The organism is Cupriavidus sp. USMAA2-4, from assembly GCF_001854305.1.
Lineage (GTDB): Bacteria > Pseudomonadota > Gammaproteobacteria > Burkholderiales > Burkholderiaceae > Cupriavidus > Cupriavidus malaysiensis.
Window position 1 is genome coordinate 3,084,075 of sequence record NZ_CP017748.1, and the last position, 25,074, is coordinate 3,109,148.

Sequence of the window (25,074 nt, forward strand, 5' to 3'; positions counted from 1 at the left end):
CGGTGCGCGGGGAGCGGCCCCGCGCGGGCAGGGAATCAGCGGTTGAACAACCCTTTCATGCCGCCTTTCATGGCGCCCATCGAGCGCATCAGCTTCATCATGCCGCCGCCCTTGAGCTTCTTCATCATGCCCTGCATCTGATCGAACTGGTTGAGCAACCGGTTGACTTCCTGCACCGGCACACCGGCGCCGGCGGCGATACGGCGCTTGCGGCTGGCCTTGATCAGGTCCGGCTTGGCGCGCTCGGCGGGCGTCATGCTGTTGATGATGCCCTCCATGCGGCGCACCTGCTTCTCGGCCTGGTCCATGTTGGCGCCCTGGGCCTGCTGCGCGAACTGGGCCGGCAGCTTGTCCACCAGGCTGCCCAGTCCACCCATCTTCTTCATCTGGCCGATCTGTGCCTTGAAGTCTTCCAGGTCGAAGTCGCCGGTCTTCTTGATCTTCTTGGCCAGTTTCTCGGCCGCTTCCATGTCGACGCCGCGCTGCGCCTCCTCGACCAGGGCGAGGATGTCGCCCATGCCCAGGATCCGCTGGGCCATGCGATCGGGGTAGAAGGGCTCCAGGCCGTCGAGCTTCTCGCCGACGCCGACGAACTTGATCGGCCTGCCGGTGATGTGGCGCACCGACAGCGCAGCGCCGCCGCGTGCGTCGCCGTCGAGCTTGGTCAGCACCACTCCGGTCAGCGGCAGCGCGTCATTGAAGGCCTTGGCGGTATTGACCGCGTCCTGGCCCAGCATGGCATCGACCACGAACAGGGTCTCGGCGGGCTTGAGCTCGGCGTGCAGCGCGGCGATCTCCTGCATCATCGCCTCGTCGATGCCCAGGCGGCCGGCGGTGTCGACGATCAGCACGTCGGCATAGTGCTTGCGCGCCCAGTCCAGCGCCGCGCGTGCGATGTCGACCGGTTTCTGGTCCGGCTGGGAGGGGAAGAACTCCGCGCCGACCTGCTCGGACACCGTCTTCAACTGGGCGATCGCGGCGGGGCGGTAGACGTCGCAGGAGACCGTCAGCACCTTCTTCTTCTTGTTCTCCTTGAGCCACTTGGCCAGCTTGCCCACCGTGGTGGTCTTGCCCGCGCCCTGCAGGCCGGCCATCAGGATGATGGCGGGCGGCTGCACTGCCAGGTTCAGTTCGGCGCTCTTGCCCTGGAGGCTTTCCTCGCCGCCGATCACCGCGGTCAGCTCGCGCTGCACCACCCCGACCAGGGCCTGGCCCGGCGTGAGGCTGGAGACCACCTCCTCGCCCATGGCCTTTTCCTTCACGCGCGCGATGAACTCGCGCACAACTGGCAGGGCGACGTCGGCCTCGAGCATGGCGAGGCGCACTTCGCGCAGCATTTCGGCGGTATTGGCCTCGGTCAGGCGAGCCTCGCCGCGCATGGTCTTGACGACCCGCGCCAAGCGTTGAGTGAGATTGTCCAGCATGGCAGAAAAGGGGGAGGTTTGGCGCCCGGGCGCGGCGTTACCGCGGCGCCACCAGTACAGGGCGCTAGGGTAAACTGTGCAAATGGCCATTGTACTGTATGCCTTGACGGCACTTCTCTATTGCGGCCTGGCCTATCACGGCTGGGCGGCGCGTCATGCCCAGCTGGCCGCCCTGGCCCAGGGCGGTGGCGGCTCGGCCCTGCTGATGGCGGGCGCATCCGGCGCGGGAGAGGCGCAGCCGCCCTGGTGGCACCTGCTGATGGTGGGGGCCCTGGCCAGCCACGGCCTGCTGCTGCACGAGACCATCTTTCCCGCCGACCACATGATGTTCGGCTTCGCCTACGCGCTGTCGGCCATGCTCTGGCTGGGCGTGGGCATCTACTGGATCGAGAGTTTCTTCTTCTCGCTGGCCGGGCTCGGCCTGATCGTGATCCCGGTGGCCCTGCTGGCCAGCCTGATGCCGCTGGTCTTTCCCGGCTCGCAGATCCTCGGCTATGCGGCCAAGCCGCTGTTCAAGCTGCATTTCATCATCGCCAACGTGGCTTATGGGCTGTTCACCCTGGCCGCCTTCCATGCTTTCCTGATGCTGCTGGCCGAGCGCCGCCTGCACGGCTTCAACCGTCCGGTGGGCGGGGGCGCGGGCGAGCCGCGCTGGCTCGGCCGCTGGCTGGACCTGCTGCCGCCGCTGCTGACGCTGGAGAAGCTGCTGTTCCGCCTGATCGGCGCCGGCTTCGTGCTGCTGACGCTGACCATTGCCTCGGGCCTGCTGTTCTCCGAGCAACTGTTCGGGCGGGCCTTCCGGCTCGACCACAAGACGGTCTTCGCCCTGCTGTCCTGGGGCATGTTCTGCGGCATCCTGATCGGCCGGCGCTTCTACGGCTGGCGCGGGCGCGCCGCGCTGCGCTGGGTGATCGCCTCCTTCGGCATCCTGCTGCTGGCCTACGTCGGCAGCCGCTTCGTCATCGAAGTGATCCTGCATCGCGTCTGAGGCCCGGCATGGCACGCATCTTCCTTCTCCTGGCTGTGGTGCTGGGCATGTTCTGGTGGCTGCGCAACCGCGCCGAGGAACGCCTGCGCGCGGAGCGCCGGGCGGCGCGCTCGGCCAGGCCCTCCCCCGATGACGGCAGTGCCAGCGAGGCGATGGTGCCGTGCGCGAGCTGCGGGGTGCACCTGCCGCGCAGCGAGGCGATCGCCTATCGTGGCCTGCACTATTGCCGGCGCAGCCACCTGCCGGACGACAGCGGCCCGCCCGCATGAAGACCCGGCAGCCCGCCGCGCCGCCAGCCGGCGTGCTGCATGCCATGCTGCAGACTTGGCAGCAGGCCGAGCCGCCGGAATTCCACTGGCGCCTGCTGCACTACTTCTGCTGGACGCGTCTGGCCGTCGGGCTGCTGCTGCTCGGCTACATCTGGCTGCCCTCCCAGCGCGGCGAGATGCTGCAGGCCCTGCCGGAGGCGCCGTGGACCTGGGCCAGCCCGATGCGCCTGGTGCTGTCCTACCTCGCGCTGGCGCTGGCGATGGCTGCCGCCGCGCTGTGGCGCCGCCGCTTTCATTTCCGCGTGCGCTTGCAGGTGCTGGCCGACCTGCTGCTGCTGGCGCTGCTGTTCCACGCCCTGGGGCGCCATGGTGACGGGCTGGCCATGATCTTCCTGCTGCCGGCGCTGGAGGCCGGTGCGCTGACCAGCCTGCCGTTCGCGCTGTTCGCCGCCGCGGTGTCGGCGCTGACGGTGCTGGGCGAGCCGATGATGCAGACGCTGGTGGCGCGCCAGACCGCGCCCGCGCTGCTTGGCGCCGGCCTCTACGGGCTGGTGTTCATGATCGCGGCGCTGCTGATGTACCTGCTGGCCAACCGCCAGCTGGCACAGGAGCAGCTGGCCCTGGCGCGCGAGCGCGAGCTGCGGCTGCAGCAGCTGGTCAACCGGCTGATGGTCAACGACATGCAGGACGGCGTGATGCTGCTGCGCGCCAATGGTGCCGTGGTAGCGGCCAATCCGGCCGCCGTGGTGCTGCTCGGCGTGCAGCCCGCCGAGCGCGGCGGCGATCCGCGCGCGGCGGGCGCACAGCGCGAAGCCATCCTGTTCGACCTGCGCCGCATCCCGCGGCTGCAGCCGCTGGCGGAAATGCTGCGCGACTGGCTGCGCAGCCGCGACGACGCGCCGCGCATCCTGCAGTTGCTGCCCCTGCCGCTGCGGCCTTCCTCGGGCGGCGGGCCCATCCTGCACACCCGCCTGCGCCTGCGTTTCCTGCTGCCGGGCGTGGCCGGCCTGCGCTCCACCTTCGCCGCGTCCCTGTCGACGCACACCCTGGGCTCGGCATCGTCGATGCGCACGGCGGCCTGGAACGAGATGTCGCCCGAGGCGGCTGCGCGCCTGCGCCTGGCCATCGCGCAGAACGAGGCGATGTCCTGGAGTCCCGAGGACGAAGCCCTGCTGCGCAGCGAGATGCGCGACACCGTGCTGGTGCATATCGAGAGCTGGGAGCGCATCGCCGAGCAGGTCCAGCAGGAGAAGCTGGCCGCGATGGGACGGCTGGTGGCCAGCGTGGCGCATCAGATCCGCAATCCGCTGGCGGCGATCAGCCAGGCCAGCGAGCTGCTGGCGGACTCCGGACGGCGCGGCGCGCGGGCCGAGGGCGACGTCGACGCGCGCCTGCTGCGCATCATCAGCGACAACGTGCGGCGGCTCGACCAGGTGGTCTCGGACGTGCTGCAGATGTCGCGCCGCCCGCGTACCGAGCGCAGTGCCGTGGACCTGAACAAGGCGCTGCCGGAAATCGTGGCGCGCTGGCGCGCGGAGATGCGCTCGCGCTCGGCGCGCGCCGAGGCGGTGGCCGGCGCGGCGCCGCCTGCGGGCCCCGGCCATGAAGTCAATGCCAATGCCATCCGCCTGACGGTCGATGTGGCCAGGCCGGTCATCTTCGAGCCGTCGCAGCTGCAACAGGTGGTCGGCAACCTGCTCGACAACGCCTGGCGCTACTGCAGCCGCCGGCCCGGCGCGATCCGCCTGCTGGCGCATGCGCTGGACCAGCACCATGCCGAGCTGATCGTCTGGAACGATGGCAGCGAGGTCTCGCGCGAGCACCAGCGCAGCCTGTTCGAGCCCTTCTTCACCAGCAATGCCCAGGGTACCGGCCTGGGATTGTTCATGGCGCGCGAGCTGTGCGGCGCCAACGATGCCCAGGTGCGCTACGGCACCATTTCGCTGGAGGCGCTGCTCGAGCGCACGGGGATGCTGGCGCCGGCCGCGCGCGATACACTGCCGTCCAAGGCCTTCGTGCTGACCTTGCGCATCGACACGCCGGAGACCGGCGGCACCTGAGGCCGGCCGAGCCTCCCGTCCAGACCGACCACGCGACCCAGCGCCCACTCCACCGCACGCCGCCCATGCCGTTCCGACCTTCCGGCCCCGATCCCATCCTCGTCATCGACGACGAAGCCGATCTGCGCGAACTGCTCGACATCTCGATCCGCCGCATGGGCCATGACGTGGTGCTGGCCGGCTCGCTGGCCGAGGCGCGCGAAAAGCTGGCCCGCGGGCACTACAGCCTGGTGCTGACGGACATGCGGCTGGGCGACGGGCTCGGCATCGAGATCGTGCGGCAGCTGTCGAGCGCGCCCGAGCGCGTGCCGGTGGCCGTGCTGACGGCCTACGGCAGCGCCGACAATGCGGTCGAGGCACTGAAGGCCGGTGCTTTCGACTACATCGCCAAGCCGGTCTCGCTGGAGCAGTTGCGCAACCTGATCCTGAACGCGCTCGGCCGGCAGCAGCGCGACGGCGCGGAGGTGTCGGCGGGCGATGCCGCCAACCGGGCCGCCGACCTGCTGCCGGGCCATTCGGCGGCCATGCAGGAGGTGCGGCGCGCGCTGGCCCGGCTGGCGCGCAGCATGGCGCCCATCGTGATCAGCGGCGAATCCGGCAGCGGCAAGGAGCGTGCCGCGCGCGCCATCCACGCCATCAGCGCGCGCGCGGCGCATCCGTTCGTGGCAGTCAACTGCGGGGCCATTCCGGAGACGCTGATGGAGTCGGAGTTCTTCGGCTACGTCAAGGGCGCCTTCACCGGGGCCGACAGCGAACGCGGCGGCTTCTTCCATGCCGCCAACGGCGGCACGCTGATGCTCGACGAGGTGGCCGACCTGCCGCTGGCGATGCAGGTCAAGCTGCTGCGTGCGCTGCAGGAGCGGCGTGTGCGCAAGATCGGCGCCAGCCGCGAGGATCTCGTCGACGTGCGGGTGGTCTGCGCCAGCCACAAGGACCTGGCCGCCATGGTGGCGGCGGGCCAGTTCCGCCAGGATCTCTACTACCGCCTCAACGTGCTGGAACTGCGCATGCCCACGCTGCGCGAGCGCGCGGAAGACGTGCCGGTGCTGGCGCGGGCCATTCTCGCCCACCTGGCCGGCCGCTACGGCGACCCGCGCGCCAAGCGGCTGTCGCCGGCGGCGCTCGAGCGGCTGTCGGCCTACCGCTTTCCCGGCAACGTGCGCGAATTGGAGAATCTGCTGGAGCGGGCCTACGCCTTCGCCGAGGGCGAGCACATCGACGTGGCCGATCTCGGGCCGCTGGAGGCAGGCACGGAGCGCCCCGGCCTGCTGGCGCCGCCCGCCGCGCCCGCGGCCTACTATGCGCCGTGGCCGGGCGGCGCGCTGTGGGCGCCGGTGGCAGCGCCCGCGCTGGCGCCCGTCGCCCTGCCCACCGGACTGCCGGCGGCACCGGAGCCGGTGCCGGTGCCGACCGCGTCCGCGTCGGTCGTGCTGGCCGACGATGCGATCGGCGCGATCGGCGCGCCCGTGGTCTTCCCGATCGACCTGCCGGCGCGGCTGGAGGCGCTGGAGCGCAGCCTGATCCTGCAGGCGCTGCAGCAGACCGGCTTCAACCGCACGGCGGCGGCGCCGCTGCTGGGCCTGAGCTTCCGCCAGCTGCGCTACCGCATCCAGCAACTCGGCATCCGCGGCGACGGGCGCGAGGAAGCGGGCGAGGCCCTAGATGCGGCGGACGGCATCGAGGGCACCGAGATATCGGGATGCACCGACCCGCTGGCCACAGGGAGGCACGATGGCTGAGCGGCGTTCCAGGTACCTGCGGCCCGCATTGCGTCCCGGCGCCGACGGCTGGGTGGCGGCGGCGCGCCGCGTGGACTCGCCGAATTTCGACGAGCGTCCCGCCGGCATGCCGGTCGGGCTGGTGGTGCTGCACAACATCAGCCTGCCGCCCGGGCAGTTCGGCAGCGGCGACATCGAGGCCTTCTTCCAGAACCGGCTCGACGCCACCCGCCATCCCTTCTTCGCCACCATCCACGACGTGCGCGTGTCGGCCCACTTCCTGGTTGCGCGCGATGGCGAGCTGATCCAGTTCGTCTCCTGCAATGCGCGCGCCTGGCATGCCGGCCTGTCCGATTTCTTCGGCCGGGAGCGTTGCAACGATTTCTCCATCGGCATCGAGATCGAGGGCTGCGACGACCTGCCGTTCACGGCCGCCCAGTACGACACGGTGGCCGCCCTGGTGCGGGAGCTGCTGGCAGCCTACCCCTCGGTGGGCGCGCTGGCCGGTCACAGCGACATCGCGCCCGGACGGAAGACCGATCCGGGCCCGCACTTCGACTGGGACCGGCTGGCCGGCGAGGCTGGCCTGGCGCCGGCGCTGCTGCCTTACCGCACGGTGAGGCCGGCTGGCAAGTGAATCCTGACGGTGCTTGTGGCTATCGGCTGCCGTCGGCCAATCGAAAAAATTTCTCTACAATATGCGCCCCCGCACCATGCGGCGCCCAAGCCTTGCGCTATGCGGCCTGGCGGCCATGCGGCAGCGCGCAAGGCCGGCACCGCTCGGCAAAAACTAAGTTGTCAAGACTGGTCAACGCGTGTCGTTTCACTATACTTAGTCCAGTTTTCTGATCCGGCCACTATATCTAGTGGTCGGGCAGCGTGCTCGCCTGGATGTGACCCAGGGGACGCAGCCGTCGCGATGCAGGCATCGCGCGGCCGGCGGCCCGGGACACCGGGCGTCCAGTCTTTCGAGTCCCCTGCAGATGTAGCAAGCCGCTTGCCGTTCCGGCCCCGTGCCGGCGGTGGGATTGTTCAGTGCGCATTTGCTGGGGACTCTGTCGTTTTCACCCCGGGAAACAGGAGTGCTTCATGCAGACGGCCCAGAACGAAATCACAGCCGGCGTGGCCAATCCCGCCGGCGCTGCAGCGCCCCAGCAGTCGACTGCCGCCGCTAACAGCGGCTACCAGGATCACAAGATCATCCGGCGCAACGGCGCCGTGGTGGCATTCGAGCCCAGCAAGATCACGGTGGCCATGACCAAGGCCTTCCTCGCCGTCAACGGCGGGCAGGGCGCCGCTTCCGCGCGCGTGCGCGAGCTGGTCGAGCAGCTGACGCAGGGCGTGGTGCGCGCGCTGCTGCGCAGCCGTCCGAACGGCGGTACCTTCCATATCGAGGATGTGCAGGACCACGTCGAGCTGGCGCTGATGCGCTCGGGCGAACACGAGGTGGCCCGTGCCTACGTGCTCTACCGCGAGAAGCGCACGCAGGAGCGCGCCCAGGCCAGCGCCCAGGCGGTGGCCCGCGTGCAGCAGGGCGGCGTGACGGTCAACGTCACCGACGGCGGCCAGAGCAGGCCGCTGGACCTGGCCGCGCTGCATGCGCTGATCGACAACGCCTGCAGCGGCCTCGGCCAGAGCGTCAGTGCCGAGCCGATCCTGCGGGAAACGCTGAAGAACCTGTATGACGGCGTGCCGATGAGCCAGGTCTACGACTCGGCCATCCTGGCCGCGCGTACCCTGATCGAGAAGGACCCGGACTACAGCCAGGTCACCGCCCGCATCCTGCTGCACACCATCCGCAAGGAAATCCTCGGCGCCGAGGTGACCCAGGCCGAGATGGCGACGCGCTACGCCGAGTACTTCCCGAAGTTCATCGCGCGCGGCATCCAGGCCGAACTGCTCGACGAGAAGCTGGCCACCTTCGACCTGGCCCGCCTGGGCGCGGCGCTCGACGCCTCGCGCGACTTCCAGTTCAACTACCTCGGCCTGCAGACGCTGTACGACCGCTACTTCCTGCACATCGATGAAGTGCGCATCGAGATGCCGCAGGCCTTCTTCATGCGCGTGGCCATGGGCCTGGCGCTGAACGAGGCCGACCGCGAGGCGCGTGCCATCGAGTTCTACCAGCTGCTGTCCTCGTTCGACTTCATGTCGTCGACGCCGACGCTGTTCAACTCGGGCACCCAGCGCTCGCAGCTGTCCTCGTGCTACCTGACCACCGTGTCGGACGACCTGGAAGGCATCTACGAGGCACTGAAGGAGAACGCGCTGCTGTCGAAGTTCGCCGGCGGCCTGGGCAACGACTGGACCAATGTGCGCGCGCTCGGCTCGCACATCAAGGGCACCAACGGCAAGTCGCAGGGCGTGGTGCCGTTCCTGAAGGTGGTCAACGACACCGCGGTGGCGGTCAACCAGGGCGGCAAGCGCAAGGGCGCGGTGTGCGCCTACCTGGAGACGTGGCACCTCGACATCGAGGAATTCCTCGAACTGCGCAAGAACACCGGCGACGACCGCCGCCGCACGCACGACATGAACACGGCGAACTGGATTCCCGACCTGTTCATGAAGCGCGTGATGGAGAACGCGGAATGGACGCTGTTCTCGCCGTCGACCTGCCCGGACCTGCACGACAAGGTCGGCAAGGCCTTCGAGCAGGCCTACCTGGGCTACGAGGCCAAGGCCGCCAGCGGCGAGCTGAAGCTGTTCAAGAAGATCCCGGCGGTGCAGCTGTGGCGCAAGATGCTGGGCATGCTGTTCGAGACCGGCCATCCGTGGATCACCTTCAAGGATCCCTGCAACATCCGCAGCCCGCAGCAGCACGTGGGCGTGGTGCACAGCTCCAACCTGTGCACCGAGATCACGCTGAACACCAATGAGAGCGAGATCGCGGTCTGCAACCTCGGCTCGGTCAACCTGGTGGCGCACCTGAAGCAGCAGGCCGACGGCAGCTACGTGCTCGACCACGCCAAGCTGCAGAAGACCATCCGCACCGCGATGCGCATGCTCGACAACGTGATCGACATCAACTACTACGCGGTGGACAAGGCGCGCAATTCCAACCTGCGCCATCGTCCGGTCGGCATGGGCATCATGGGCTTCCAGGACTGCCTGCACGTGCTGCGCTTGCCCTATGCCAGCGACGCCGCGGTGCAGTTCGCCGACACCTCGATGGAAGCGGTGTGCTACTACGCGTACCAGGCCTCGACCGAACTGGCCGAAGAGCGCGGCCGCTACAGCAGCTACGACGGCTCGCTGTGGGATCGCGGCATCCTGCCGCAGGACTCGCTCAAGCTGCTGGGCGAGGAGCGCGGCGGCTACCTCGACGTGGACCTGTCCTCGACCATGGACTGGGACAGCCTGCGCGCGCGCATCAAGCAGCACGGCATGCGCAACTCGAACTGCATCGCGATCGCGCCGACGGCCACCATCTCGAACATCATCGGCGTGTCGGCCTGTATCGAGCCGACCTTCCAGAACCTGTACGTCAAGTCGAACCTGTCGGGCGAGTTCACCGTGGTCAACGACTACCTGGTGCGCGACCTGAAGGCACGCGGCCTGTGGGACGAGGTGATGGTCGCCGACCTGAAGTACTTCGACGGCTCGCTGGCCCGCATCGACCGCATCCCGCAGGACCTGCGCGATATCTATGCGACGGCCTTCGAGGTGGAGCCGAGCTGGCTGGTGGAAGCGGCCAGCCGTCGCCAGAAGTGGATCGACCAGGCCCAGTCGCTGAACATCTACATGGCCGGCGCATCGGGCAAGAAGCTGGACGACACCTACAAGCATGCCTGGCTGCGCGGCCTGAAGACCACCTACTACCTGCGCACCATGGCGGCCACCCACGTGGAGAAGTCCACGGTGACGCGCGGCTCGCTGAACGCCGTGTCGTCGGGCAGCGACGGCGGCTCCGCGCTGGACGCCGCCGCGGCATCGGCCCCGGCCATGCCGGAGGCCGAGGGCGCGGTATGCACGATGCGTCCGGGCGACCCCGGCTTCGAGGAATGCGAGGCTTGCCAGTAAGGCGGTAGGGCAGGGCACGGGCCCGCCGCAGCCGGACGGCTGCGGCGGTGCTCCCAGCCAGCACGGGCCGGTGCCGGGGTTTCCCGGCACCGGCCCGTTTCCATTGGTGCGCCGGGTTTCGGGTTGCCGGCGGCCCCGCCGTCGGCCGGCCGGGGGTCGCCTAGACTGGAGCAGGAGCCGCGCCGGGCACGCGCCTGCGTCGTGCCGCGCGGCGGCATGGGGGCATATCGTGGAAGGCTATCAGATCACCCTGTACACGGTCGAAAGCCGGCGGCACCGCGGCAAGCAGCTTTCCCACTGGCTGATGGAGGTGATGCGCGACCTCAAGCTGCAGGGCGCGACGCACCTGGTGGCGGCCGAGGGCATCGGGCACCATCACCGGCTGCACAGCTGGCACTTCGTCGAACTGACCGACCGGCCGGAGCAGATCACGCTGATCGCCACCGCGGCGGAGGCCGATGCCCTGTTCGCGCGGCTTGCCGAGGAGCCGGTGGAGATCTTCTATACGCGTTCTCCGGTGGAGTTCGGCCTCGCAGGCGGCGGGGCGCGCGCGCATTGAGCCGGGCGTCGCCGGGGTGGCAGGCGCGTCCCAGGGCTGGTACGGGGCCGCCCTGCTCAGGCTTTTGCGGCCAGCTCCGCATCCAGCGCTTGCGCCCGCTGCACGGCCGGCCGCGCCTGGAAGCGCTCCAGGTAGGCGCCAACCGCCGGCGAGCGCGGCATCAGCTTGAAAGCGCAGATCCTGCCGAGCGCGCTGCCCCACAACACGTCCGCCGCAGTGAAGCGTTCGCCGAGCAGCCAGGGACCTGGCTGCAATTGCTGTTCGATCGCGCCGACCACGGCCTCATAGCTGCCGTAGGGCGACATGCTGGCCGGGCCCGCTTCGCGCTGCATCGCGCGATCGACCATGGCCGGTTCGAAACAGGAGCCGTAGAACACCATCCAGCGCAGGTAGGCGCCGCGCAGCGGATCCCCCGGCGCGGGCGACAGGCCCCGCTCCGCGTAGAGTTCGGCAAGGTACAGGAAGATCGCGGCCTGCTCGGTGACGATGCTGTCGCCGTGGCGCAGCGCGGGCACCTTGCCCATCGGGTTGAGCGCCAGGTAGGCCGGTTCGCGTTGCTGCATGGCCTTCAGGTCGAGTACCTGCAGCGTGTGCTCGGCCTGGAGTTCCTCGACCAGGATGCGCGCGCCGGCCGAGCGGCTGTTAGGGGCGTGGAACAGCGTAATATGACGATTCGTAGACATCGCGGACTCCGCAGGAACGAGGTGAGGGAAGAACTCCGGATTGTTTTTATAGGCGTGCGCGTCCTTCCGGTCTTGGAAAAATGCGCATGAGCACGCCGCTGCGGCCCGTGACCGAACGGCCCAAGGGCGTTGTCGCGCCAACGTCGGCCAGCCGAAAATTCCGCCTGGCGCGCTACCAGCCGCCGGCCGGCCTGGCAGCCTTTCTCGACCATGCCTGGCTGGTGGAGTGGGATCTGCGCGGCCAGCCTGCCTACACGCAGCGAACCTTGCCCTATCCCTGCGTCAATCTCGTGTTCGACGCCGGCCGCACTGCGCTCTTCGGCGTGGTGCGCGGCGCCTTCGACTACACCTTGGCTGGCCGGGGCCGCGCGCTGGGCCTGCGATTCCGTCCCGGCGCCTTCCGCGCCGTGCTGGGCCGGCCCGTGCACACCGTCACCGACCGCGTGCTGCCGTTGCCGGCGGTATTCGCCGGTCTCGATGACGAGGCGGCTGCCGGCTTCGAGCGCGCGGTGCTCGAAGCCGGAGACGATGCCGCCATGGTCGCTGCCGCGGCGGACTTCCTGCAGCCCCGCCTGCCGCCGCCGGATGCGCGCGTGGAGAGACTGCAGGCCATCCTGGCGCAGGCCGCCGGGGATGGGCTGCTGACCCGGGTGGAAGCGCTGGCGGAGCGGGCCGGCATGAGCGTGCGGGCCCTGCAGCAGTGCTTTGCCGACTATCTGGGCGTGAGCCCGAAGTGGGTGGTCCGGCGCTACCGGCTGCATGAAGCCGCCGACCGGCTGGCGGGCGGCGAAGCGGTCGACCTGGCACAACTGGCGCAGAGTCTCGGCTACTACGACCAGGCGCACTTCACGCGCGATTTTCAGCGTCTGGTGGGCCAGCCGCCGCACGCCTATCGCCGCCAGGAGGCGGGAGCCTGAACGGCGGCAGCGGCCGGTGCGGGCACAAGAAAAAAGGCGACGCCAACGGCGTCGCCTCGTTCGGGCTTCCGGTCCGGCGCGGCGCCGGACCCGTGCCGATCAGTCCCAGGACAGCGCGCCGCCGGTCTGGTACTCGATCACGCGCGTTTCGAAGAAGTTGCGCTCCTTCTTCAGGTCGATCATCTCGCTCATCCAGGGGAACGGGTTCTCCTCGTTCGGGAAGAGCGCTTCGAGGCCGATCTGCTGGCAGCGGCGGTTGCAGATGAAGCGCAGGTAGCCCTTGAACATCGGCGCGTTCAGGCCCAGCACGCCGCGCGGCATGGTGTCCTCGGCGTAGCGGTATTCCAGGTCGACGGCCTTCTTGAACAGCTCGGTGATCTCGGCCTTGAACTCGGCGGTCCACAGGTGCGGATTCTCGAGCTTGATCTGGTTGATCAGGTCGATGCCGAAGTTGCAGTGCAGCGATTCGTCGCGCAGGATGTACTGGTACTGCTCGGCGGCGCCGGTCATCTTGTTCTGGCGGCCCATCGCCAGGATCTGCGTGAAGCCCACGTAGAAGAACAGGCCTTCCATGATGCAGGCGAACACGATCAGCGACTTCAGCAGCTTCTGGTCGTTCTCGGGCGTGCCGGTCTTGAAGGACGGGTCGGTCAGCGTGTCGATGAAGGGGATCAGGAACTCGTCCTTGTCGCGGATCGACGCCACCTCGTGATAGGCGTTGAAGACCTCGGCCTCGTCCAGGCCCAGCGACTCCACGATGTACTGGTAGGCGTGGGTGTGGATGGCCTCCTCGAAGGCCTGGCGCAGCAGGTACTGGCGGCATTCCGGCGCGGTGATCTGGCGGTAGGTGCCCAGCACGATGTTGTTGGCGGCCAGCGAGTCGGCGGTGACGAAGAAGCCCAGGTTGCGCTTGATGATGCGGCGCTCGTCCTCGGTCAGGCCGTTGGGGTCCTTCCACAGCGCGATGTCGCGCGACATGTTGATTTCCTGCGGCATCCAGTGGTTGGCGCAGCCGGCCAGGTACTTTTCCCAGGCCCACTTGTACTTGAAGGGCACCAGCTGGTTGACGTCGGTGGAACCGTTGATGACGCGCTTGTCGGCGGCATTGACGCGGCGCTTGCTCTGCGCGGCGGCGGCGTTCGGGTTGTCGCCCAGGATGCCACCCGGCTGCGTGGCGGCCGGCGGCAGCGTGCCGAGCTGGTCGGCGCTAGACGGCGCCGCTTCCAGCGCGGGTTGCGGGGCAGGCTGCGGGGCAGCCTGCGGGGTGGCTTGAACGTCATCGTCCCAGCTCAGCATGGCGATTCTCTCCGTGGATGCTTTTCGGTTGCGGACGGTGTCGCGCGCCTTGGCGCGGCCGTCGCTGCGGTTATCCGCCGGCCTGTGCCAGCGGTGCGGTCCGTGCGGCGTGCTAGCCGCTACGGCCTGTGTCGGTGTCACTTCGGCGAGGGTCGTGGCAGGCGCTCGGATGGGACCACGGCATGGCTTGTCGCATTGCTGCTCCCTCGTGAAGTGGATGCCGGGATTCTAGCATCGGGGTCCGGTACGGAAAAGGAAAAAAGCGGAAATAAACACTATCCGTAGTCTGGTCTGGATGTTCTGCCACTATCCCTAGTGTCGATGGTGGTGGCTATGGGCCGCCTGCCGGCTGCCGCCGGGCCGCCTGGGCAAAGGGCTGGCGGCCCGCGCAGCAACCGCGTGGAGCGCGGGCCGGGGTACTACCCGTAGTAGTACCCCCGGGGCAGACGCCCCGGCGCGCGTCAGACTTCAGGCGCTGCGCTCGCCGCCCAGTGCCCCGACCAGGTCGCCCAGCAGGCCGGACAGTTCGCCGGCCATCAGCGTGAAGTCGGCGTCGAAACGCTCGTCCTCGTCCTGGGCGCCGCTGTCGGCCTGTTCCTTGATGATGTCCAGCGGTGCCACGCGCTTGACCGCCAGCGACTCGGTCAGCACGAAGGAAACGCGGTCGTTCCAGGTCATCGCCAGGCGCGTGCAGCGCTTGCCGGCGGCGATATGGCGGCGCAGGTCTTCCGGGTCGAGCGGATGGCGCACGTAGCGCACCGTGGCCTTGCTCTCATTGCTCGATTGCAGCTCGATTTCCTGGTCCACCGAGAAGCCGGCGGGCGCGGTGTCGGTCGCCAGCCAGTCGGTCATGGCGGCCACCGGCGACTGGTTGACCTGCAGGGTCTGCATGGCCAGGCCGTCGATGGCCTTGAACAGCAGCCCGCGCACTTCGTCCGCCTTGGCCGGCGCGGCGGCGTCGATGGCCAGCCAGCCGTTGACGGGATCGATCCACACGCGCGTGTCGCGCCGGATGCTGAAGGCACGCGGCAGCAGTTCCTCGGTGACCTGGTCCTTGAGCTCGCGCAACTGTTTGCGGCCAGGCTTGAAGCCTTGCTGTTCCTCGATCTCGGCGGCGCGCGCCTTGGTCACCTGGTTGACGACGGTGGCGGGCAGCAGCTTCTTCTCGGCGCGCATGGTCAGCAGCATCTGCTTGCCCACCTGGTGCACGAGGGCACCGTTCTCGCGCGGCGATGCCCAGCCCTGCGTCTGCATCTCCAGGCTGGTGCCCGGATAGAAGGCATGCTTCGACAGGCAGGCTTCGACGTCATCCGCGCTGAGGGACCAAGGCGCGCTCAGGCGGTGCAACTGCAGGTTCTTGAACCACATAGAGAATTCGGCCAAAGGGACGAATTCTATCCGTTCGCGCGGCGGGCGCGGCAATGTGCTTGCCGCGCCGCGCGAACGTCCCGCGCATGGGACGGAGGGAGGCCCGGCTACAGGTCCATCTTGGAGATCTTGCTGCCTTCGAGGTTCAGGCCAGCCATCAGGCCGGCGTTGGTGACGACGAAGCCCACCACCGGCTGCTGCGCGGTGTTGGTGTCGAGCACGCCGTTGGCGCCGACCTTGGCCAGCGCGACCGTGGCGTCGACGCCGGCGGTCCAGCCCTGGCTGGCGACGAACTTGTCGAGCGCCTCCTGGGTCATGAACATCAGGATGATGGCCTTGGACTGCGCGCCGATCTGCCAGCCCACCGAGCCGGCCACGATGTTGTAGTAGCCGCGCGTGCTGCCGCCCACGCGCAAGGCACCGTCGCCGTACTGGCCGCCGACGATGAAGCCGGCGGAAACCGCGTTGGGGAAGACCAGGATGCCGCGCGAGCGTGCCGCCAGTTCGCGCGAGCCGCTCACGCTGCCATACAGCTTGTCGAGCGAGCCGTCGACGGCGGCATTGATCTCGCGGCGCTTGGCCACCTTGTCCGTGGACGCGCTGTTCGAGGTGGTGGTGCAGGCGCCGAGCAGCATGCCGGATGCCGCCACCGCCAGTCCGGTGCCGATTGCCAGAAACGATCTCCGTTGCATTGTCATTCTCCTGTTGATGGAACCACAATCCACGCCGCGCCGCCGCCAGCGCACCGGCGCGCTCCCCGCTGATTCCTGCATGTCTTCGGCACGCTGCCGGCCCCGGGCCTGCCTGCGTCCCGAAGCGATGGCGAGAGCCTGGGCCGCCACACAGCGCGACGGGTTCCAGTATCCAGCATTTCGCGCGGCCCGGTTCCCGCGGTGGCGGCTGGGTTTGATCCAGGACAGGGGGCGGCCGCCGCGGTGGCCGGATCTGCCCTTCGCAGTCTACAAAGCCGTGCGCCGGCGCGCTGTAGGACAGTGTCTGGAATTGGCCGCGGATGCGTCCTACGCCCGTGGGGTAGCGCCAGCCGCGCTGCGGCGCGGGCCTGATCGGTAAGACTTTGTACCGTCAGGGAACCCTGCCCCGGTGCACCGGTCGATGGAGCATGAAACTCGCTCCCATACTCCTCGCCGCCGGCTTGCTGGCGACCGCCTGCGCGTCGCGCCCGCCGGTCGATGGGCAGGCTCCACAGTCTGCCAATGAGTCCGCCAATGCGCATTGGCAGGCGTTGCGCGGTGACTACACCGACTGTGCCCGGCGGCAGGCGGATGCCGAACTCCCGCGCAGCGGCACGGCCCAGGCACTGGCCGACGATGCGCTGAAGGCCTGCCGCGCCCAGCTGGAGGCAGTCCGCGTCGCCTTCCGCGATTACCTGGATGCACAGATGGTGTCTTCGCACGGCCGCGATTCGGCACGCCAGGCCGCCAACCAGGTCGGCCGCGATACCGAAGCCAAGACGCGTGCCTATCTGGTGCGCTATATCGAGAGCGAGCGGTCCCGTACCGCGCGCTGAAGAGCCCTGAGGAGCCCTGTGCCCGCCGGGCTGGTCCATGTATTCAAGACCCAACACCCAAGGCCAGGCCTCTAAATCATGGCGAGCGCGGACGGGCCGGCGGGCGGCACGAACAAGGTATCGAGTTCGGCCAGTTGGGCCGCGTCCAGCCGGAGCGCCAGCGCGCCGGCGTTGTCGCGCACCCTCGCGCGATTGGCCGATTTCGGGATGGCGATCACGCCCGGGCGTGCCAGCAGCCATGCCAGTGCCGCCTGCGCGGGGGTGATCCCGTGCCGCGTCGCGAATCCCGCCAGCGCCGGGCGGCGCAGCAGCCGGGCCTGCTCCAGCGGGGAATAGGCCATCAGCGGCACCTGATGCTCGCGCAGCCAGGGCAGCAGGTCCCATTCGATGCCCCGTCGACCCAGGTTGTACAGCAACTGGTTGGCGGCGACGTCCCGTCCGCCCGGGACTGCCCATAGTTCCTGCATATCGTCCAGGCCCAGGTTGCTGACGCCGAAGTGGCGGATCTTGCCGGCCGCGCGCAGCGCCAGGAAGGCTTCCATGGTCTCGGCCAGCGGTACCTGGCCGCGCCAGTGCAGCAGGTAGAGATCGATGCGGTCGGTGCCCAGGCGCCGCAGGCTGCGTTCGCAGGCGGCCACCGCCTCGCGCCGGCCGGCGTGGTGCGGGTAGACCTTGCTGACCAGGAAGACACCGTCCCGGCGTCCGGCGACGGCCTCGCCGACCAGTTGCTCGGAGCGGCCCTCGCCGTACATCTCGGCGGTGTCGATCAGGGTCATGCCCAGGTCCAGGCCGAGGCGCAGTGCCGCGAGCTCTTCGGTGCGTGCGCCGGGGTCTTCGCCCATGTTCCAGGTGCCCATGCCGAGCGCGGGCACCGCCTCCCCTCCGGGCAGGATGACTGTCTGCATACGGGTTTCCTGTCAGGTCGGTGCAGCGCGTGCGCGCCCACCGCGCCCACGCCGCACATTCCCACATGGTAGTCGGATGCGAGATCGCGCGCCGCGCCGGGTCAGCCGTGCTGGTGGCGGTATTCCTGCGTGAGCCCGCCGTAGCCGTAGGCCGCGGCGCGCGCGTCGATGACGTGGATGTAGGAGCAGGGATGGACCTTGCCGATCAACTCGGACAGGGCCGCGAACGCCTTGCGCAGGAACTCGGCCTTCTCGGCCTTGGTGTTGGTCTCGTCGGTCACGCTGATGTCGAGATGGAAGGCGTTACGGTCCTGCTCCGCCAGAGAGCGGCCGCCGATGATCCAGTCGGCGTGCGCGACGTAGCGGACCGTGATGGCGATCACCTCGGGCTTCTTGCCGAGTACGCGCTGGGTGAGATCGGCCACTGTGGCTGCGCTGCGGCGCGTGAGCGTGGCGTCCGGCGTGCCCGAGATCTGCAGGTCGATGTGCGGCATGGTGATGGCTCCGGTGGCGTGCCCGCTGGCGGGCAGTGGGTTGGGATGGGTTCATTCTAGGGAGGCCATATCCATCGGAAAAGCGGGAAGATGCGATAACATCTATCGGAGAATCTGGATCATGGGGGCTGCGATGCGTGGGTTCGATCTCGACCAGTTGCGTACCTTCGTCACGGTCGCGGAGGCAGGCAGCCTGTCGGCTGCCGCACCGAGGCTGTACCTTTCGCAGTCCTCGGTGAGCGAGCAGCTGCGCAAGCTGGAAGCGCGCGCCGGCGTGCCGCTGCTGACGCGCGGCAAGCAGGGCGCAGTCCCCACGCCGGCGGGCCGGCGCCTGCTCGAGCATGCACGGCGTATCCTCGCCCTCAGCGAGATGGCGCTGCAGGACCTGCGCGGGCAGGGGCTGGAAGGCGAGCTGCGCCTGGCGGTCACCGACTACTTCCGGCCCGGCGAGATCGCGGCCATGCTGCGCGGCCTGCGCGAGCGCTACCCGCAGTTGCGGCTGCACGTGACGGTGATGAAAAGCGCGATGATCGAAGCCGAGGTGGATGGCGGCAGCTTCGACATCGGCTTGTCGATGCGGCTGGCACCGGCGGCGCAAGGGCGCGCCCGCCCGCGCGATGGCAGCCGTCGCACGGGCAAGGCCGGGGCGGGCACGGTGCTGCGGCGCGAGACCCTGGCCTGGGTCGCGGCGCCAGGCGATAGCGAGGCATTGGGCGTGCCCTTGCCGCTGGTGCTGCTGCCGGACACCTGCTCCCTGCACCAGTATGTGGTGCAGTTGTTGCGGCGGCGCCGGCTCGAGTATGTGGTGATGCACTCGGCTTCCGGTGTCGCCGGCCTGCAACTGGCGCTGGCGGCCGGCCTCGGCCTGTCCTGCCTCAATGCCTCGGCGATCGGACCGGGCATCGCCACGCTGGATGCGCGCACGCAGGCGCGTCTGCGCCTGCCGCCCTTGCCGCCGGCGGAGTTCTTCCTGCTGCCGGCACGCGCTGGCGAGGCGCCACTGGTCGGGCAGGTGCGCGCGGCGCTGGCGGAACAGCTCGGCTAGACGCCGGCGCAGGCCGGTACGCCGTGGCGCTGACGCTCAGGCCTTGACCGGGTCTCGCTCAGGTCTCGCTCCACTGGCGCAGCAGGTTGTGGTAGCAGCCCACCAGGGTGCGGCGGGCGACCGCATCGGCATCGCTGGCATTGAGCCGTTGGATGGCATTGTCGAGGTCGAACAGCAGGCTGCGCTGCATGTCGTCGCGCACCAGGCTCTGGATCCAGAAGAAGCTCGCCACGCGCACACCGCGTGTGACCGGCGTGACCTGGTGCAGGCTCGTGGCCGGGTAGACCACCAGGTCGCCGGCATCGAGCTTGACGCTGTGCATGCCGTAGGTGTCCTCCACCTGCAATTCGCCACCGTCGTAGCTGGCCGCGTCGGACAGGAACAGCGTGGCGGAAATATCGGTGCGCAGCTTGCGGCCGTCGTGCGGGTGGATGCGCACGCCGCCGTCCACGTGCGGGCCGAAGGTCATGCCCTCGCCGTAGCGGTTGAACATCGGCGGGTAGACGATATTCGGCAGCGTGGCGCTGATGAACAAGGGGTGCCGCTCGAGCACGCCGAGGATCAGGCGCTGGCAGTCCTGCGCCACTTCCGTGCGCTCGTCGATCTGCTGGTTGGATTTGACCGGCGCGCCGGAGTAGCCTGCCGAGACACGGCCATCGACCCAGGCCGCGCCGGCCTGGTCGAGCCGGCCGCGCAGCGCCGCCAGCTGTTCGGCGTCGAGCACTTTGGGAATGCGGAGCAACATGCGGATTCTCGCGGGTTCTGCTGCGTTCCGGCCTCGAGGGCCGGGCAGGCGCCGGACGGGCCGTGGCGGCCCGCCGCGGCGCTTGCTTACATGCGGTAGACGAAGGACAGCATGGCGGTGCGGCCGGTGCCTGGCACCGCGCGCCCGCCGTCCGACGGGATCAGCGCATCGTAATACTTCTTGTCGAACACATTGAACAGGTTCAGGCGCACGTCGTACTTCGGCTGGTGGTACGCCACCATGGCGTCCCAGCGCACGTAGCCGCCCACCTGCACGGTATCGGTATTGTTGGCGAAGCGCTGCGACATATAGTATGCGCCGCCGCCGACCTCCCAGTCGGGCAGCACGCGGTAACTGCTCCACACCGTCGCCGTGTGCTTGGGCGTGTTGGCCGGCACCATGCCCTGGGTACCCGCGCCGATGCCATTGGTGATCTGAGCGTCGAGATAGGTGTAGCCGGCGAACACCTGCCACTTGCTGGTGATGCGGCCGGTGGCCCCGGCGCGGAAGCCACGCACGCGGATCGTGCCGGTCAGCGCGTAGGTGGTGGAGTCGATCTGCGTGCGCGCATTGTCCTTGGTGATCTGGAACAGTGCCGAGTTGAGCGACAGGTCGCCGCCCATCAGGTCCCACTTGCCGCCGACCTCGTAGGCCTTGTTCTTCTCGGGATCGAGGTTCTGCTGGCCGACGGTCGCGGTCAGTTGCTCCAGCGACGGGTTGAACGAAGTGCCGTAGGAGACATAGTAGGACTGTGCCTCGGTCGGTTGCCAGATGCCGCCCAGGCGCACGCTGGTGAAGTTGACCGTCTGCTGGGCGTTGGCCAGCGCCGTGCTGAAGTAAGGCGCGCCCGCGCTGTTGCCGGAGTTGATCGAGTTGGTGACGCTGGCGATGAAGCGGTCGTAGCGCAGGCCGGCCACCGCCTTCCAGTGCTTGTTGAACTCGATCGAGTCGTTGACGTAGGCCGCGATGGTGTTGGACGAGCCGCCCTGCAGGTTGCCGGGCGTGCTGGCCACGCTGGACGGCGAGGCCGAGTAGCCCGGACTGGCCAGCGGCTCGCAGGCGGCGTAGCCGGTGGTGGCGGCGGTGGTGCCGCTGACCAGCGGCACGCCGTTGCAACTGCCGTCGCGGTAGTAGTTCTGGTTGTTGTAGCCGTCGTGGCCGAACTCGGTGCCGAGCAGCAGCGTGTGCTTGACCGGTCCGGTGTCGAAGTTGGCGGTCAGCTCGGTCTGGTTGAAGATCGAGTAGTCGCGGATCTTGCGGTCGTGGCTCTGCAGGCGCACGAACAGCCGGTCCAGCGGCAGGGAACTGCTGGTCAGTGCAGTGAAGCCGCGCGTGCCGACCGTGCCGACCGCATTGGGCGCGGTCTCGCGGGCATCCGTCTCCACATAGTTGAACTGCGTCTGGTTGCGCAGCTTCAGGTTGGGCGAGATCTTGTGGGTGATGCCGGCGCTGAGCGAGGCGATGTCCTGGTTGGTGCGGTCATCGGTATAGCCGTAGAAGGCGTTGCGATTGACGTTGACCGGATGTCCGTTCAGGTTCGGCAGGCCGTAGTCCGGCATGTCGTGATTGTGCTGCAGCAGTGCCGACAGCGTGATCTCGGTCGAGGTGCCGATGCCTGCGCGCCAGGACGGGGCGATGCCGAAGTCCTGCACGGTCATCTCGTCGCGCGTGCTGGGTTTGCCGTTCTGCGCCATGGCCGAGATGCGGAAGGCCGAGGTGTCCGAGGTCGGCGTGTTGTAGTCGGCGGTGGCGCGCACCAGGCCGTTGGTGGTGACCGAGCCGCTGACTTCGGTGGCGGCCTTCAGCGAGGGCTTCTTGCTGACCTGGTTGATCACGCCGCCGGTGGAGCCGCGGCCGAACAGCATCGAGGAGGGGCCCATCAGCACTTCCACTTCTTCCAGCGCGAAGGTGTCGCGATAGTATTGGCCGCGGTCGCGGAAGCCGTCCAGGTAGATGTCGGTGCGGGCGGTGAAGCCGTTCAGGTTGATGTTGTTGCCGATCTGGCCGCCTTCTGCGGCACCGATGGTGATGCCGGGCACGTTGCGCAGGGCGTCGGCCAGCGAGCTCGCGCCCTGTGCCTGCATCAGCGCCTGGTTCACCACCGTGACCGACTGCGGCACGTCGTGCAGGTCCTCGGGCAGCTTGGAGATGCTGTTGTGGACGGCGTTGTAGTCGTCGCGGCTGCCGCTGCCCTGCACGACCACTTTGAGCTTGCCCCCGCAAAACGAATCCCTTGCTGAGGTTAAACTGAAGCAAGGAGAGATGTGATGACAAGCAAGACAAAGCGGGCGCAGTACACGCTGGAATTCAAGCTGGAAGCGGTACGGCTGGTGAAGAGCGGGCAGAGCATGGCAGTGGTTAGCGCGACCCTGGGCATCAGAGCGCAGACGCTGCATAACTGGGTCAAGGCGGAGCGGGAAGGCAAGCTGACTGGTGCGGGTATGAAGCCGGTCAGCCCGGAGCAGATGGAGCTGGCCCGGCTTCGGGCGGAGGTGGCGCGCTTGAAGATGGAGCGCGATATTTTAAAAAAAGCCGCAGCATACTTTGCGAAGGAGTCGGTGTGAGGTATGCGTTCATCGAGCGAAACCGACGTTACTGGCCGGTCTCGGTCCTGTGTGAGCTGTTAGGGGTCAGCCCCAGCGGCTATCACCAGCGCAAGCAACGCACAGTAAGCACCGACAGGCCAGATAGAGGCCGACTCAGTGACGATGCCTTGTTGGCCCACATCAAGGCGATTCACGCCGGGGTCAAGGGGGAGTACGGCTGGCCGCGCATGTGGAAGGAACTGCTGGCGCGTGGGGTGCGGGTGGGCAAGGAGCGTGTTCGCAAGCTGATGGCGCTGCACGGCATCCGTGCCCGCCACAAGCGCAAGTACATCGCGACAACCAACTCGAACCACGATTTGCCGGTGGCCCCCAATCTGCTGCAACGCGACTTTAGCCCAGCAGCACCCAATCAAGTCTGGACGAGCGACATAACCTATGTGGCGACCGCCGAAGGCTGGCTCTACCTGGTGGTCATCATCGACCTGTTCAGCCGGCAGGTGGTTGGCTGGTCGATGCAACCACACATGAAGGCCGAATTGGTCACGGACGCGCTGCGCATGGCCTGGTTCCGGCGCCGCCCGGAAGCCGGTGTGATTGTGCACACCGACCGGGGAAGCCAGTATTGCAGCCATCTGTTTCAAGACGCCCTGAAGGCGTATGGCATGCGCTCGTCAATGAGCCGCAGGGGCGATTGCTGGGACAACGCGCCGACTGAGAGTCTGTGGGGGTCGTTGAAGGTCGCTCGCCTGCACGGTCGCCAGTTCGCTACCCGCCGCGCCGCAATGGACGAGGTAATTGACTGGCTTGGCTTTTATAATGCCAGCCGACTCCACTCGACGCTGGGCTACGTCAGCCCCATGACGTTCGAGAAAAACTGGTCCGCAGCTCAGCAACACCGGGCTGCCTAATTCCCTCGGTTATGGGATTCGTGGAACAGGGGCAAGGTCACTTCCTTCAGCGTGCCACCGGCTGCGGCGGGCGCCTGCTGGGCCTGCGCCGCTTGGGGCGGCCGTGTGGATGGGTCCTGCTGGGCGTGAACGGCGACGGGGGCGGCGAAGAGGGCGAGCAGCGCGGTGGCGATCGGTGTGCGGCGGTTCATGTCGGTGGTCTCGTCTGCCCGGTCATGAACGAGACCGACGGGATCATCGCGATCCCGCGGCGCTCACGGATCCGGGCTGCGGGCGGAAACGGCGGAGTATGCAAAAGCGGCGAAGCGCAATATAAATGCGAATGATTTTCGTTGCAATTTGCGTTGCGGTGACGAGACAGACAATATAATCCGTGCTTGAATGTATCTATGTATGGTCATTTGACGTCAATATCGATACAAAAATGGGAGCGCAGCTTTTTGGAAGTGGCCCATGAGTTGCTCCCATGCCGCACCAGGCCCGGGCTGGCAAAGAAAAGGCCCGCTCGGGAGCGGGCCTCGTGCAGACAAGGGCCACATATTGTGGCCGCTTCGGGTGCGGATTAATCGGCGCTCATGTTCGCATTCTTGGCAATGCGGCCGAGGCGCTCGCGTTCGGATTTGATGAACGCCACGAAGCTCTCCACCGAGCCGCCCGCCGGCTCGATACCGTTCGGCAGCAGGCGCTCCCGCGTTTCCTGCGTCTGCATGGCTGCAGTCATCTCGGCATTCAGCTTCTTGACGATGGCCGGATCGGTCCCCTTGGGCGCGAAGATGCCGGCCCAGTGTCCGATGCGGACCTCGGGCATGCCCTGCTCGGCGGTGGTCGGGATATTGGGCGCGGCGCTCATGCGCTTGTCCCAGGTTGCGCCGAGCGCCTTCAGCTTGCCGGCCTTGATCTGCGGGAGTACCACCACGCTGGCTTCGGACGTCGCCGCGACCTGGCCGCCGATCACTGCGGTGATGCTCTCCGAACCGCTCTTGTAAGGCACCGGCGTCAGCGCCGCGCCCTTCTCCTTGAGCATCTCCTCGACGAAGTGGGGCGTGCTGCCGCTGCCGGCGGTGGCGAAGTTGACGCCGCCGGGCTGTTTCTTCGAGTAGGCCACCAGCTCCTTCAGGTTGTTGGCCGGCAGCGACGGTGCGGCGACGATGACCGACGGGCTCACGGCGATCAGCGACACCGGCACCAGGTCATCCGAGGCATACGGCATCTTGCTGCGGATCAGTTCGTTGGTCACGGTGCCGACCGCGCCGACCAGGAAGGTGTAGCCGTCCGGCTTGCTCTTGGCGACATAGTCGGCGCCGACGATGCCGCCGGCGCCCGGACGGTTCTCGATGATCACGGTCTGGCCGAGGCGTTTGCTGACCGCGTCCGCCGCCGCGCGTGCGACCAGGTCGTTGGCGCCACCGGGTGTGAACGGCACGACGAACTTCACGACGTGCGCCGGCCAGGCATCGCTGGCGTGGGCGGTGGTGCCCGGCACGAAGGCGGCGGCGAAGATGGGGGTGGCGAGGGCCAGGGCACGGCCGGTGGCGGAAAGGCGCATCAGGGTCTCCTTGGACTGTTCTGGGATGACCGCGCGCGAGGATTGCCGGAGGGGC

General features: G+C 68.1%; 22 protein-coding genes. 11 read left to right on the forward strand and 11 right to left on the reverse strand.

The genetic code is table 11. The annotated features are described in order from the left end of the window. Positions 1-35: 35 nt before the first annotated feature. Positions 36-1,424 (reverse strand): signal recognition particle protein, encoded by a 1,389-nt coding sequence (gene ffh / locus BKK79_RS13645; protein ID WP_071015535.1) that lies wholly within the window; start codon positions 1,422-1,424, stop codon positions 36-38. 82 nt (positions 1,425-1,506) lie between these two features. Between ffh and BKK79_RS13650 the strand changes: the two genes are divergently transcribed. From BKK79_RS13650 to BKK79_RS13680, 7 genes are all read left to right on the forward strand, one after another. Then, entirely contained in the window at positions 1,507-2,412 is a 906-nt protein-coding gene (locus BKK79_RS13650; RefSeq protein ID WP_071015533.1) for a cytochrome C assembly family protein, read from the forward strand. A gap of 8 nt (positions 2,413-2,420) precedes the next feature. Next, positions 2,421-2,681: a PP0621 family protein gene (locus BKK79_RS13655; RefSeq protein ID WP_071015531.1), complete on the forward strand. Its 261-nt coding sequence runs from the start codon at positions 2,421-2,423 to the stop codon at positions 2,679-2,681. Continuing rightward, positions 2,678-4,741, forward strand: a complete 2,064-nt coding sequence (locus tag BKK79_RS13660) for a sensor histidine kinase (protein ID WP_071015529.1) — start codon at positions 2,678-2,680, stop codon at positions 4,739-4,741. The genes BKK79_RS13655 and BKK79_RS13660 overlap by 4 nt, the downstream gene beginning before the upstream one ends. 65 nt (positions 4,742-4,806) lie before the next feature. Continuing rightward, positions 4,807-6,480 (forward strand): sigma-54-dependent transcriptional regulator, encoded by a 1,674-nt coding sequence (locus BKK79_RS13665; protein WP_071037876.1) that lies wholly within the window; start codon positions 4,807-4,809, stop codon positions 6,478-6,480. After that, entirely contained in the window at positions 6,473-7,096 is a 624-nt protein-coding gene (gene ampD / locus BKK79_RS13670; RefSeq protein ID WP_071015525.1) for a 1,6-anhydro-N-acetylmuramyl-L-alanine amidase AmpD, read from the forward strand. Before BKK79_RS13665 ends, ampD begins: the two co-directional genes overlap by 8 nt. A gap of 452 nt (positions 7,097-7,548) precedes the next feature. Then, on the forward strand, positions 7,549-10,479 hold the full coding sequence (locus BKK79_RS13675; RefSeq protein WP_071015523.1) for a ribonucleoside-diphosphate reductase subunit alpha: 2,931 nt from the start codon (positions 7,549-7,551) through the stop codon (positions 10,477-10,479). Positions 10,480-10,708: 229 nt separating this feature from the next. Then, positions 10,709-11,038, forward strand: coding sequence for a DUF190 domain-containing protein (locus BKK79_RS13680; protein ID WP_071015521.1), 330 nt, complete (start codon positions 10,709-10,711; stop codon positions 11,036-11,038). A 56-nt stretch (positions 11,039-11,094) separates the two neighbouring features. On the opposite strand, the gene BKK79_RS13685 is transcribed toward BKK79_RS13680, so the two are convergent. Next, positions 11,095-11,721: a glutathione S-transferase family protein gene (locus BKK79_RS13685; RefSeq protein WP_071037877.1), complete on the reverse strand. Its 627-nt coding sequence runs from the start codon at positions 11,719-11,721 to the stop codon at positions 11,095-11,097. An 86-nt stretch (positions 11,722-11,807) separates the two neighbouring features. Between BKK79_RS13685 and BKK79_RS13690 the strand changes: the two genes are divergently transcribed. Continuing rightward, positions 11,808-12,638, forward strand: coding sequence for an AraC family transcriptional regulator (locus tag BKK79_RS13690; RefSeq protein ID WP_071037878.1), 831 nt, complete (start codon positions 11,808-11,810; stop codon positions 12,636-12,638). A gap of 99 nt (positions 12,639-12,737) precedes the next feature. Here BKK79_RS13690 and BKK79_RS13695 read toward each other — a convergent pair whose 3' ends face one another. From BKK79_RS13695 to BKK79_RS13705, 3 genes are all read right to left on the reverse strand, one after another. Continuing rightward, positions 12,738-13,934, reverse strand: a complete 1,197-nt coding sequence (locus BKK79_RS13695) for a ribonucleotide-diphosphate reductase subunit beta (RefSeq protein ID WP_071037879.1) — start codon at positions 13,932-13,934, stop codon at positions 12,738-12,740. Between the two features lie 468 nt (positions 13,935-14,402). After that, positions 14,403-15,302, reverse strand: coding sequence for a recombination-associated protein RdgC (locus tag BKK79_RS13700; RefSeq protein WP_071015514.1), 900 nt, complete (start codon positions 15,300-15,302; stop codon positions 14,403-14,405). A gap of 107 nt (positions 15,303-15,409) precedes the next feature. Beyond that, complete coding sequence (locus tag BKK79_RS13705) at positions 15,410-15,994, reverse strand: BPSL1445 family SYLF domain-containing lipoprotein (protein WP_071015512.1); 585 nt, start codon at positions 15,992-15,994, stop codon at positions 15,410-15,412. Positions 15,995-16,422: 428 nt separating this feature from the next. Here BKK79_RS13705 and BKK79_RS13710 point away from each other — a divergent pair, with 428 nt between their 5' ends. Continuing rightward, positions 16,423-16,830, forward strand: coding sequence for a hypothetical protein (locus BKK79_RS13710; protein WP_071015510.1), 408 nt, complete (start codon positions 16,423-16,425; stop codon positions 16,828-16,830). A 71-nt stretch (positions 16,831-16,901) separates the two neighbouring features. On the opposite strand, the gene BKK79_RS13715 is transcribed toward BKK79_RS13710, so the two are convergent. Together BKK79_RS13715 and BKK79_RS13720 are read right to left on the reverse strand one after the other, a co-directional pair. Beyond that, a complete protein-coding gene (locus BKK79_RS13715; protein ID WP_071037880.1) occupies positions 16,902-17,735 on the reverse strand; it encodes an aldo/keto reductase in 834 nt (277 codons plus the stop codon). Between the two features lie 101 nt (positions 17,736-17,836). Beyond that, entirely contained in the window at positions 17,837-18,229 is a 393-nt protein-coding gene (locus BKK79_RS13720) for a tautomerase family protein (RefSeq protein WP_071015506.1), read from the reverse strand. Positions 18,230-18,362: 133 nt separating this feature from the next. On the opposite strand from BKK79_RS13720, the gene BKK79_RS13725 reads away from it, so the two are divergent. Further along, the gene (locus BKK79_RS13725; protein ID WP_071037881.1) at positions 18,363-19,274 is read left to right on the forward strand and encodes a LysR family transcriptional regulator; all 912 of its coding nucleotides are present in this window, start codon (positions 18,363-18,365) and stop codon (positions 19,272-19,274) included. Between the two features lie 58 nt (positions 19,275-19,332). Here BKK79_RS13725 and BKK79_RS13730 read toward each other — a convergent pair whose 3' ends face one another. Both BKK79_RS13730 and BKK79_RS13735 read right to left on the reverse strand, forming a co-directional pair. Continuing rightward, a complete protein-coding gene (locus BKK79_RS13730) occupies positions 19,333-20,019 on the reverse strand; it encodes a Fe2+-dependent dioxygenase (protein ID WP_071015502.1) in 687 nt (228 codons plus the stop codon). Between the two features lie 86 nt (positions 20,020-20,105). Beyond that, on the reverse strand, positions 20,106-22,223 hold the full coding sequence (locus BKK79_RS13735) for a TonB-dependent receptor (protein WP_198173280.1): 2,118 nt from the start codon (positions 22,221-22,223) through the stop codon (positions 20,106-20,108). A gap of 63 nt (positions 22,224-22,286) precedes the next feature. Here BKK79_RS13735 and BKK79_RS13740 point away from each other — a divergent pair. Further along, a protein-coding gene (locus BKK79_RS13740; RefSeq protein WP_085960481.1) for an IS3-like element ISRme13 family transposase occupies positions 22,287-23,473 on the forward strand; the annotation gives its coding sequence in 2 pieces (ribosomal slippage) (positions 22,287-22,542 and positions 22,542-23,473; 1,188 coding nt in all). Here BKK79_RS13740 and BKK79_RS13745 read toward each other — a convergent pair. Both BKK79_RS13745 and BKK79_RS13750 read right to left on the reverse strand, forming a co-directional pair. Continuing rightward, positions 23,470-23,664, reverse strand: a complete 195-nt coding sequence (locus tag BKK79_RS13745; protein WP_071037882.1) for a hypothetical protein — start codon at positions 23,662-23,664, stop codon at positions 23,470-23,472. The genes BKK79_RS13740 and BKK79_RS13745 overlap by 4 nt on opposite strands. A 371-nt stretch (positions 23,665-24,035) precedes the next feature. Next, positions 24,036-25,019 (reverse strand): Bug family tripartite tricarboxylate transporter substrate binding protein, encoded by a 984-nt coding sequence (locus BKK79_RS13750; RefSeq protein WP_071015498.1) that lies wholly within the window; start codon positions 25,017-25,019, stop codon positions 24,036-24,038. Positions 25,020-25,074: the final 55 nt, after the last annotated feature.

Excerpts from the sequence above, each read along its gene's own strand:
- BKK79_RS13675 (WP_071015523.1), top strand. The coding sequence starts at position 7,549 with ATGCAGACGGCCCAGAACGAAATCACAGCCGGCGTGGCCAATCCCGCC.
- BKK79_RS13690 (WP_071037878.1), top strand. The coding sequence starts at position 11,808 with ATGAGCACGCCGCTGCGGCCCGTGACCGAACGGCCCAAGGGCGTTGTC.
- BKK79_RS13665 (WP_071037876.1), top strand. The coding sequence starts at position 4,807 with ATGCCGTTCCGACCTTCCGGCCCCGATCCCATCCTCGTCATCGACGAC.
- BKK79_RS13715 (WP_071037880.1), bottom strand. The coding sequence starts at position 17,735 with ATGCAGACAGTCATCCTGCCCGGAGGGGAGGCGGTGCCCGCGCTCGGC.
- BKK79_RS13710 (WP_071015510.1), top strand. The coding sequence starts at position 16,423 with ATGAAACTCGCTCCCATACTCCTCGCCGCCGGCTTGCTGGCGACCGCC.
- BKK79_RS13660 (WP_071015529.1), top strand. The coding sequence starts at position 2,678 with ATGAAGACCCGGCAGCCCGCCGCGCCGCCAGCCGGCGTGCTGCATGCC.
- BKK79_RS13655 (WP_071015531.1), top strand. The coding sequence starts at position 2,421 with ATGGCACGCATCTTCCTTCTCCTGGCTGTGGTGCTGGGCATGTTCTGG.
- BKK79_RS13720 (WP_071015506.1), bottom strand. The coding sequence starts at position 18,229 with ATGCCGCACATCGACCTGCAGATCTCGGGCACGCCGGACGCCACGCTC.
- BKK79_RS13650 (WP_071015533.1), top strand. The coding sequence starts at position 1,507 with ATGGCCATTGTACTGTATGCCTTGACGGCACTTCTCTATTGCGGCCTG.
- BKK79_RS13695 (WP_071037879.1), bottom strand. The coding sequence starts at position 13,934 with ATGCTGAGCTGGGACGATGACGTTCAAGCCACCCCGCAGGCTGCCCCG.
- BKK79_RS13730 (WP_071015502.1), bottom strand. The coding sequence starts at position 20,019 with ATGTTGCTCCGCATTCCCAAAGTGCTCGACGCCGAACAGCTGGCGGCG.
- BKK79_RS13685 (WP_071037877.1), bottom strand. The coding sequence starts at position 11,721 with ATGTCTACGAATCGTCATATTACGCTGTTCCACGCCCCTAACAGCCGC.
- ffh (WP_071015535.1), bottom strand. The coding sequence starts at position 1,424 with ATGCTGGACAATCTCACTCAACGCTTGGCGCGGGTCGTCAAGACCATG.
- BKK79_RS13750 (WP_071015498.1), bottom strand. The coding sequence starts at position 25,019 with ATGCGCCTTTCCGCCACCGGCCGTGCCCTGGCCCTCGCCACCCCCATC.
- BKK79_RS13700 (WP_071015514.1), bottom strand. The coding sequence starts at position 15,302 with ATGTGGTTCAAGAACCTGCAGTTGCACCGCCTGAGCGCGCCTTGGTCC.
- BKK79_RS13725 (WP_071037881.1), top strand. The coding sequence starts at position 18,363 with ATGCGTGGGTTCGATCTCGACCAGTTGCGTACCTTCGTCACGGTCGCG.
- ampD (WP_071015525.1), top strand. The coding sequence starts at position 6,473 with ATGGCTGAGCGGCGTTCCAGGTACCTGCGGCCCGCATTGCGTCCCGGC.
- BKK79_RS13745 (WP_071037882.1), bottom strand. The coding sequence starts at position 23,664 with ATGAACCGCCGCACACCGATCGCCACCGCGCTGCTCGCCCTCTTCGCC.
- BKK79_RS13705 (WP_071015512.1), bottom strand. The coding sequence starts at position 15,994 with ATGCAACGGAGATCGTTTCTGGCAATCGGCACCGGACTGGCGGTGGCG.